Raw genomic sequence first — 9,349 nt, 5'->3', positions numbered from 1 at the left:
ACTGTCACCACAGGAAACGCCTCACGCGTCACGCCCTGCCATATGTGCGCGGGTTGACCGGTGTCCGGGGGCATGGTCTCAGGCCGCGGCCGGTGGCTTTGCCGCTTCGGCGGCGCGACGGTATTCGGCGTTGATGCGCTTGGCTTCCTCGAGCTGGTCCTCGAGGACGACGATGCGGCAGGCGGCCTCGATCGGGGTGCCCTGGTCGACGAGTTCCCGGGCGCGGGCGGCGATGCGCAGCTGGTAGCGGGAGTAGCGCCGGTGGCCGCCCTCGGAGCGCAGCGGGGTGATCAGGCGGTGTTCGCCCAGGGCGCGCAGGAAGGCGGGGGTGGTGCCGATCATCTCGGCGGCCCGGCCCATCGTGTAGGCGGGGTAGTCGTCATCGTCGAGACGCCCGCGTGGGTCGTCTGCTGTCATTGGCACCTCTCTCTGGAACGCGTGGAGGGGCCCTGGTGCCGTACGGCACCAGGGCCCCGAAGGAACTACTACAGCACCTGCCGGCCCTGATACTGCGCCGGCGTTCTGTGTCCGCCTACCTGGCCTGACTGCTGCCGGGGCTGCGGGGATCGCGGTTGCGTGACCGGAGACCACCTCGCTATCGATGTCCTGCGGTACCCGGACTCGAGACTTCCGTCCGGGCGATCCTGATGGTGCTTCGTTCCTCCGCTTCTTCCCTCGGTGATCAACTGCGTACCAAACGGGAACTGCATACTGCTGGTACTGCTGGTACTGCTGGTACTGCCGGTGATGCTGGTACTGCATTACTGCGTACTGCTGGTGATGCGAACTGCTCGTGGCCTGTGGCAGCGCCACTCTTCGGCAGCCAGCCCCGTCACCTGTCCTGCGCCTGCTCTGGCTTGGAACCCCGCTGCCGAACTTCCCGGTGCGCGCGCCCGCAGCCGACGCCTTCACCAGGGGTACTGCTCACTGACTTCACTGCTGGGTACTGCCACTGCGGTACTGGCGGCCCCTGATAACTGCGGGCCACCCGGTCCGGTCGTCAGTCCCGTCGCCGTCCTGCAACCACCCTGGCTTCGAAACTCCACCACCGCACCGTCGTGCGAACTGCACCTGCGGGTACTGCTGCCCGGCAGTTCGTCTCTGCCGGGCCCTTCCATCTCTCTGGCTACGAGAGAAACCATAACCACACCACTGCCGAATGTCTACTCCGGCCATGACAGATTTCCGCCTGTTCGGCGGAGAGATAATCGCCCTCGAACAGTGGCAGGTACGGGAGCAGGCCGGGTTGACGGGCCGCAGCCGGGGCACACGCCCCAGGCAGACAGCTGGACACCGGCGGGCACCGGGGGACCAGATGGACAGTACGAGCGTCACTGCAAGCCTTCGCTCGACAACGTCCGTCGCCGGCGCACGCGACAGCGCCCGGGCTTTTCTCGGAGGGCTCGCACCAGCCCTCGCCTCCGAAGCCACCGACACCGTGATCCTCGTCGTGCCGGGCGGCGTGCAGGTCGTGCCTGCCAGGCGGGTTCGCCGCGGGCCCCGTCTCCTCGGCCGGCTACGAACCGGTGGCCGGCCGCAGCGGCGAGCGGGGGAGAGCGCGCGGACGAGGGCGAGGGTGCTGAGGGCGAACATCAGCACGCCCAGGGGGACGTGCAGCGATGCCACGTGGGCGATGCCGAGTACGACCTGCGCGGAGGCGAGGAGGAGAAAGCCGGTGGAGTACAGCACGGGGCGGGGGGATCCGCCGCCCGGGCGCCAGGCCAGGATCGTGGCGAGCACGTAGAGCATGGCGGCCCCGTACACCACCTTCGATCCGTAGTCGTGCAGCGTGTAGGCGCGGGAGGAGGTCAGCAGCAGGCCAGCGGTGGTCGCCTGGAAGAGCAGGGCCAGGTCTGCAGGACTGCTGCGGTCTTGAGGAGGGTTTTGCCGCGGGGCGTGGCAGTGGCCGGTCTGGGCATGGTGTGCTTCCTTTCGTTGTGTGCTGCGGTCGGCGAAGCGCCGAGGGGTTCGGTCCTAGCGGGTGAGCGGGGTCTCGGAGTCGAGGCGGGTGAGCTTTTCGGGGTTGCGGACGAAGTAGAGACCGGTGATGCGGGTGTTCTCGACGCGGACGGCCATGACGCCGTCGAGTTCGCCGTCCACGCGTACGGCGAGCGCGGGGCTGCCGTTGACCACGGTGGGTTCCCAGGTGACCGTGGCCTGGAGTTTGGCGGTGCCGCCGAGGTAGAAGCGGACGATTTTCTCGGCGCCGACGACCGGGTGCATGGCCGCCTTCTTGAGGCCGCCGCCGTCGCTGAGCAGTACGACGTCGGGGGCGAGGACGTCGAGGAGGTCCTGCGGGTTCCCGGTCTCGATGGCGCGCCGGAACGACTCCAGGGCTGCCTGGGCCTCGCTGGGTGATGCCGTGGTGCGGGGGCGGCGGGCTCCGACGTGCCGACGGGCGCGGTGCGCGATCTGACGGACGGCGTCGGAGCTCTTGTCGACGGCCTGTGCGATCTCGTCGTAGCCGACCTCGAAAACCTCGCGCAGCACGAAGACCGCCCGCTCGGTCGGGGAGAGGCTTTCCAGGACGAGCATCATCGCCATCGACATGCTCTCGGCTAGTTCGACGTCCTCGGTCACGTCCGACGTGGTGATCAGCGGTTCGGGCAGCCACTGGCCGACGTAGGACTCGCGGCGGCGCTTCACGGTGCGCAGCCGGTTGAGTGCCTGCCGCGTCGTGATCCGCACCAGGTAGGCCCGCCGGTCGCCCACCCGCCCGAGGTCCACGGCGGCCCAGCGCATCCAGGTCTCCTGGAGCACGTCCTCGGCGTCGGCCGCCGAGCCGAGCATCTCGTAGGCGACGGTGAACAGCAGGTTCCGGTGGGCGACGAACGCCTGCGTCGCCAGGTCGGTGGTGTCGTCGGTCATCTCAGGGCCTCACTTCTGGCATGCACGACGGACGGCTCAGCCACGGGCGGTTTCTCCGCTTCCTACCGGACGGGCCGTCGTCGCGTCGTTCGATTCCGGCATCCCGGTCAGGCGCTGCCTTCGGGTGGGGAGGCCGAAGGTGGGGTGGGAAGTGGTCCACAGCGACATGCCGAGGATGCCGGCCTTGATCCACGCGGCCTTCCGGCCGCCCAGGTACTTGGGCTTCGCCCGGGCGCTGTGGTCGACCATCTGCAGGATGCCGTCGCGCCGCCCGAGGCTGATGTGGTTGCCCACGTACTCCAGCCCGGTCTGCTTGACCTTGCCGCCGGTCAGGCGGGCCACGATCGCGGCCGTCGCCTGTCGGCCGGTGTAGCCGGCCGAGGCACAGGACATGGGAAGGGGAAGGCCGTTGTCACCGAGGGCGTGGGCGCTGTCGCCGACGGCGTACACGTTCGGGTGCGACACCGAGCGCATGGTGCGGTCGACGACGATCCGGCCGTCGTCGGTGACCTGAAGACCTGCAGCGGCGGCGATCGGGCCGACCGCGAACCCGGCCGTCCACACGGTCGCGTCGGACGGCAGGACGGTGCCGTCCGCGCAGAGCACCTGCGCCGCTTCAACGGATTGCACACTGATGTGCTCCAGGACGGTGATGCCCAACCGGTCGCAGGCCCGGCGCACGTGGTCGCGGGCCCCCACGGAGAGAGGGGTGGCCAATGCGCCGCGGGCGATCAGCGTCACCGACAGACCGGGCCGGGACTCGGCGACCTCGGCGGCGGTCTCGATCCCGGTCAGCCCGTCGCCGACGACCACCACCTTCCCGCCCTCGCCCCGTGCCTCCAGACCGTCCAGGCGGTCACGCAGCCGCAGCGCGGAGGGTCGGCCGGCGATGTCGAAGGCGTGCTCCGCGACACCGGGGACACCGTGGTCGGCGCCGTGACTGCCCAGCGCGTGGACGAGCGTGTCGTAACCGATCTCACCGTCACCGTCGCTGTCGGCCACGGTGACGACCCGGCGCTCGGGTTCGACGCCGGTGATCCGGGCCAGGATCAGCCGGACTCCGGTTCCCGCGAAGACATCCGCGAGCCGCGGGGTCTCGATCTCCTGGCCGGCCGCGAGCTGGTGCAGCCGCAACCGCTGCACGAAGTCCGGCTCGGCGTTCACCACGACGACCTCGACCTCCGACGGCGCCAGCCGCCGCGCCAGGGTCCCGGCGACGTAGGCCCCGGCGTAACCGGCGCCGAGAACCACGACGCGGTGCTTCGTGCCGTTCCTGTCAGGCATGGCTTCCTCCTCAGCATCAAGGCGATCGGACACAAGACACCGGACCACCGCCCCCTGTGACATGAAGTGACCCGGATCACCTCCCGGAGGGACCTGATGAGGGGCGGAAGTCGAGGGCGAGCGGCTTCATCCGGCCGGTCGGCCCGACCGGCTCGGGGCCGTCGATCGGTTCTCGCGCTGAGGGCCGTCCCACACGGAGAGGTCCACTCCCGGGCCCTGGCGAACGCGCTGAGCCGGGCCGGAGCGTCCGCCCTCGCGCGTGGTGCCTAACCTCGCGACATGAAGATCGACTGGAGGGCGGAGTACCTCTGCCTCTTGGATGGCCATCGCTCCGGGTTCCTGCACCCGGAAGTCATGCGACGGGACGGTTTTCCGCTGGAGCGGAGGCTGACCGAGGCGGACCTGCGGGGGGGCGGAGGGGGAGCTCGGGATCACGTTTCCGTCCGAGTACCGCGAGCACCTCCTGCGGCAGGGAAGCCCCGAAAGGGGGTTCAAGCGGCTGTGGCGCGGCCCGCGGGGCTGGGGCTGGTACGGCGCCACCCACACCAACTACGACCTGCTGACCGAGCCGTTCCCGCACCCCGACTCCTACCGCGCCTACGACGACGAGCTCGCCGAGCGCGAGCCGCCCCGCGAGGACGCCGAGGCATGGGAGGAGTGGGACCACGAGTGCGGGGTGCTGGAGGAACGGAAGACGGCCGGCGCGGTGTACATCCAGGAGGGCGGCTGCGGCTTCTCCGCCCTCCTCGTCGTCACGGGCCCTCACCGCGGCGAGATGTGGTTCGACGGCCGCGCCACCTGCGACCAGATCCTCCCCCTGAGATGGGCCGGCCGGCCCGTCTCCTTCGCCGAGTGGGTCGAGCTGGGAATGCAGCTGACCCCGTGGTGAACCGAGAGGCCAAGAGGTCCTGACAGAAGCCGTTGATGGTGTGACTGTCGGCTTGGATGGTCGTTGGTCTGTTCGTGGCGAAGAGGAACTCCCGGCCGTGGGTCGTCCCGAATGAGCTGTGGTCGCTGATAGAGCCGTTGCTGCCGGTCCCGGCACCGAAGCTGGTGACGGGGCGGCCGCGGGTCCCGGACCGGCAGGCCTTGTGCGGGATCCTGTTCGTGCTGCACACCGGCATCCAGTGGGAGTACCTGCCCCAGGAGCTCGGCTTCGGCTCCGGCATGACGTGCTGGCGACGCCTTGCCGCCTGGAACGAAGCCGGCGTGTGGGACCAGCTGCACCTGGTCCTGCTCAAGAAGCTGCGCTCGGCCAAGCAGCTGGACTGGTCGCGGTCGGTGATCGACTCCACTCATGTCCGGGCCGCTCGACGCGGCCCCAAAGCGGACCCAGCCCGGTCGACCGCGCACGGCCGGGCAGCAAGCACCACGTCCTCGTCGACGGCCAGGGCATTCCACTCGCCGTGTCGCTGACCGGCGGGAACCGCAACGACGTCACCCAGCTGATGCCCCTGCTTGCCAAGATCCCGTCCGTGGCCGGCCTGGTCGGCCGGCCACGGCGACGGCCGGACATGCTGTTGGCCGACCGTGGCTACGACCACGACAAATACCGCCGCATGGTCTGGGCTCAGGGCATCAAACCGGTGATCGCACGGCGAGGTGTCCCGCACGGCTCCGGTCTCGGTGTCCACCGGTGGGTCGTCGAGCGGACCATCGCCTGGCTGCACGGCTTCCGGCACCTGCGCGTCCGCTGGGAGCGACGCGATGACATCCACGGAGCCTTCCTCGGCCTCGCCGCCTGCCTCATCACCCACCGACACGTCCAACGCCTTTGTCAGAACCTCTTAGCCCCGTTCATCGGGTTGTGTCCGAGGCAGTTCGGCAAGCCGTCCACCCACGCTGCGGTGGGAAGGTGCAGGTTCGGTCCGCAAGGGTCGGCCCTGAGGCCTGCCGCTGGAGGACTGGGGCCTGCTGGTCGCCGGATACTGGCGGGCCAACCTCCGCTGCGGCAGTTGGCGCCGCTGTACGGAGTGTCGAAGTCGTCTGCCGACCGCATCGTCGACCGCAACGCCCCGGCGATGGCGCCGCAGCAGCGAACCGGTGGTGGCGACCAGCGCGGTGGCGGCCAGGTTCGTGGGCCGTTCGGTGATTAGTGCCACAAGGGCGTGTGGCTGCTGTCGCAGTTAGAGCAATCGCCGGATGCCGCGGTCAAGATCAGCCCGAAGATGATGAGAGCCAGGACGATCCAAGCTACATGGGCAAAATCGCCAATGCCCAGTGGGGTTTTCGGAGCGCTGTTCTGCGGGACCTGATTGTGGCTCTCGGGCTCGCCACTGGGTCCGTCATGTCCCTCTGCCGCCATCGTGTCATCCCCCGTCGCGGTGTGTCCTCTCATGGCACGACGTCAGATCTCGTCCGTCAAGGCCTGCGGCGGGTTGCTATCGAGAAGAGCCGCGTCGGCTTGACGGGTCGTCGCGGACGAGGCGGGAGCGGACGCTGCGCTCTGGCCGGCTCAAGGGCGACGGCGTCCACCACGCGCCATGCTTGGCATCGTCCGCCTCCACAACCTTCTCCAGGCCGCATAGCCCGACCCACCGGCGATCAGCCCACCTTGTCCCGGCCATCTCAACGGTCAATTATGGGACAGCCCTTCTTGATCTTTAACGTCTGCGTCGTTGGCCAGCCGCTGAAGAGGGCCGAGACGACGTGAAGCCGCGTGGGATCATTTCGGCATGCGCCTGGTAGCTGACGGAGCCACCCCGACCTCGCGGTTGGTGCTGGTGAGGGGCCTTGAGACTGGCGACGGGTATGCCTTCGAGCTGGCGAGCCCGCTCTTCCTGGCCACCGGCGAACGAATCGCTTTCGAAGGCGACAGGCTTGTCGTCGTGCGGGCCAGTGGAGAGCGGCTCTGGCCAGCTGGCGACTGGTCCACTCGTTGCGGGCCCGGGTCTCTGCGCCGCCGGTAGAAGCTGTTCCTCGAACGGTGCGTCGTACTTGATCACCCGGTTCGGCATCCGCCCTACACGGAAGCGGCCTTCGTCTGAACATGTGCTCCGACCAAGGAACACACACGTCCAGCACGAAGGCCGTGAGGATGAGTCTGCGGCATCACGATGCCCGGCGAGAGCCGCTGGCCGAACTGTCACGCTTCCGGGTCAAGGCCCCTCCCAGGCGATCCCTGTGTGCGGCACGAACAGGACGCCCTGAAACACCAGCCGGTCCGGATGCCGCTTGCGTTCCGGATGCCGAATCCGGCGTTCGACCTTCGGCAGCAACGGCCCGACCGCCGTCCACAACTCGTCCTCGACGTCCCACGGTTTCGACCACGCCACTCCGCAACCCCAGATCAACAGTTCCGGAGCGATCTAACCACCTCGTAGATCATTTCGTCAGGAGTTCTTATAGCGCAGGTTGAATTCCTGTCATCCGCTCTTGAACGATGGCGCAGGTCAGAGACCTGGGCGTGCATCGTTATCTAGATCTCTCGGCATCTGCCTGCCGCTCGCGTGCCCTACGGGATCTCGTGCGGCTGAGGATCACTGCTCGTGGTGCTCATTGCCGTTCGCGCCGCCGCCACGAAAGCCGCGATCGCGGGGTGGGTGCCACCGCCCGCCCGAAAGGCGATCTTCGAGCGGCGAAAGAGGGGAAGTCGGGTCAGGACCACGCCCCCGGGGGCGTGGGTGGTGGCCATCTCAGGTACGAAACCAGCACCTTGCCCGATGGCAGCCAGCGCCAGGACCGTACGGAAGTCGTTGGCCTGATGGCGGATGCGCGGCTGGAATCCGGCTGCCTGGCAGGCGCGTACGGCCATCGCATGACCGGTCGTGCCGTCCCGGGCGGTGATCCACGGGGTCTCAGCCCACGGCCCAAGCAGCTCCGCCAGCGTGTCGCCGCCAGCGGCGGGAGCGGTAGCGAGAGCACTGTGGGCGGCACCGCCAGTGGCCAGGTACATCGGCTCCTGCAGCAAGGGCACTTCGTCCATGGTGGCGTCCGGTGTGGCGGGCACGAAGTCGTAGTCGTGGATGAGGGCCACGTCGAGCTCTCCGGCACGGAGGCCGTCGGAGACGCGCGCCGAGTCGATCTCCTGCAGCATCGGTTCCAGTGCGGGATGCTGCAGGGCCAGTTCGGCCAGCGCGGCGGGCACGATCGCGGGACCTCCGGAGGGAAACGTGCCGATCCGCAGCGGCCCGCCAACGCCCTCACGTGCCCCGGCCAGCTGGGAGACTGCCAGTTCGAGGCGTTCGAGGACCGCGTCGGCGTGGGTGGCGAGGGTACGGCCGGCGGGCGTGAGCACCACCCGTCTGCCGCTTCTTTCCAGCAGGGGTACGCCCGCCTCGCGCTCGAGGACGCTCAGCTGCTGGGAGACGGCCGAGGCGGTGAAGGACAGTGCCTCGGCGACGGCCGCGATGGTGCCGCGTCGTTCCAGTTCGCGCAGCAGATGAAGACGTCGGACATCAAGCATAAGTTGATCTTATGCTTGAGCGTAGAAACATGCGCTGGATCTACCGGGTTTACGTCGGTCAGTCTGGGCTCATGAAGCTCGAAGCGAACCTCACCGGCCTGTTCGTCCCCTTGGTGACTCCGTTCACCGACGACCTGCGTCTCGACCCGGACGCGCTCGCTTGTCTCGCCCACGACGCCCTGTCGGTCGGCGCTCGCGGACTCGTCGCCCTGGGCACCACCGCGGAGGCGGCCACGCTGACCGCCGAAGAGAAGCGGGCCGTGGTCCGCGTCTGCTCGGCCGCTTGTCGGGCACACAAAGCTCCGCTGATCGTCGGCGTCGGCACCAACGACACCGCCGCCGCCATCACAACCCTGCAGGAGCTCGCTCAGAGCGGCGACGTCGCCGCGGCACTGGTTCCCGCGCCGCCCTACACCCGACCCGGTGAGGCGGGAACGCTGGCGCACTTCACGGCGCTGGCCGAACACGGAGGTCTGCCATTGGTCGTCTACGACATCCCGTACCGCACCGGTCAGCACCTCGGTACCAGCACGCTGAACGCGCTCGGGCACCTGCCGGAGGTCGTGGGGGTCAAGTACGCGACCGGTGCGATCGACGCAGCCGCGATGGAACTGCTCGGCTCGTCGACCGGGGGCCTCGCGGTGCTAGGCGGCGACGACGCCGTCATCTCGCCGCTACTCGCGGCGGGCGCGCACGGCGGCATCCTGGCATCGTCCAATGTCCGCACCGCTGACTTCGCGGAGCTGATCTCGCTGTGGCAGCACGATGCCGCCGGGCCGGCCCGCAGGCTGG

General features: G+C 68.8%; 7 protein-coding genes and 3 pseudogenes. 5 read left to right on the top strand and 5 right to left on the bottom strand.

Annotated features, from left to right (window positions below; translation table 11 throughout):
* Window positions 1–78: 78 nt before the first annotated feature.
* The 3 genes from K7G60_RS37485 to K7G60_RS37470 all read right to left on the bottom strand — a co-directional run bounded on the left by K7G60_RS37485 (window position 79) and on the right by K7G60_RS37470 (window position 4,152).
* Window positions 79–417, bottom strand: coding sequence for a MerR family transcriptional regulator (locus K7G60_RS37485; protein ID WP_225805439.1), 339 nt, complete (start codon window positions 415–417; stop codon window positions 79–81).
* A 1,557-nt stretch (window positions 418–1,974) separates the two neighbouring features.
* On the bottom strand, window positions 1,975–2,868 hold the full coding sequence (locus tag K7G60_RS37475) for an RNA polymerase sigma-70 factor (RefSeq protein ID WP_225805438.1): 894 nt from the start codon (window positions 2,866–2,868) through the stop codon (window positions 1,975–1,977).
* Between the two features lie 36 nt (window positions 2,869–2,904).
* Entirely contained in the window at window positions 2,905–4,152 is a 1,248-nt protein-coding gene (locus K7G60_RS37470) for an NAD(P)/FAD-dependent oxidoreductase (protein WP_225805437.1), read from the bottom strand.
* Window positions 4,153–4,828: 676 nt separating this feature from the next.
* Here K7G60_RS37470 and K7G60_RS37465 point away from each other — a divergent pair.
* From K7G60_RS37465 to K7G60_RS39605, 4 genes and pseudogenes are all read left to right on the top strand, one after another.
* Window positions 4,829–5,041, top strand: a complete 213-nt coding sequence (locus K7G60_RS37465; RefSeq protein ID WP_225805436.1) for a hypothetical protein — start codon at window positions 4,829–4,831, stop codon at window positions 5,039–5,041.
* Between the two features lie 56 nt (window positions 5,042–5,097).
* Window positions 5,098–5,912: pseudogene (locus K7G60_RS37460) on the top strand (IS5 family transposase); the annotation flags it as partial.
* A pseudogene (locus tag K7G60_RS37455) lies at window positions 5,901–6,162 on the top strand (transposase family protein); the annotation flags it as partial. The pseudogenes K7G60_RS37460 and K7G60_RS37455, both read left to right, overlap by 12 nt.
* 429 nt (window positions 6,163–6,591) lie before the next feature.
* Window positions 6,592–6,680 (top strand): annotated as a pseudogene (locus tag K7G60_RS39605) (IS5/IS1182 family transposase); the annotation flags it as partial.
* A gap of 570 nt (window positions 6,681–7,250) precedes the next feature.
* On the opposite strand, the gene K7G60_RS37450 reads toward K7G60_RS39605, so the two are convergent.
* Together K7G60_RS37450 and K7G60_RS37445 are read right to left on the bottom strand one after the other, a co-directional pair.
* Window positions 7,251–7,427, bottom strand: a complete 177-nt coding sequence (locus tag K7G60_RS37450) for a transposase (protein ID WP_374115742.1) — start codon at window positions 7,425–7,427, stop codon at window positions 7,251–7,253.
* 179 nt (window positions 7,428–7,606) lie between these two features.
* The gene (locus tag K7G60_RS37445) at window positions 7,607–8,557 is read right to left on the bottom strand and encodes a LysR family transcriptional regulator (RefSeq protein ID WP_225805435.1); all 951 of its coding nucleotides are present in this window, start codon (window positions 8,555–8,557) and stop codon (window positions 7,607–7,609) included.
* A gap of 29 nt (window positions 8,558–8,586) precedes the next feature.
* Between K7G60_RS37445 and K7G60_RS37440 the strand changes: the two genes are divergently transcribed.
* The coding region (locus K7G60_RS37440) for a dihydrodipicolinate synthase family protein (RefSeq protein ID WP_225805434.1) at window positions 8,587–9,349 on the top strand (763 nt) is incomplete at its 3' end.

Origin of the sequence: Streptomyces sp. NK15101, assembly GCF_020400725.1 — a bacterium.
Lineage (GTDB): Bacteria > Actinomycetota > Actinomycetes > Streptomycetales > Streptomycetaceae > Streptomyces.
Note: the sequence above shows the minus strand (reverse complement) of the source record. Positions and strands in the feature narration are given on the sequence as shown.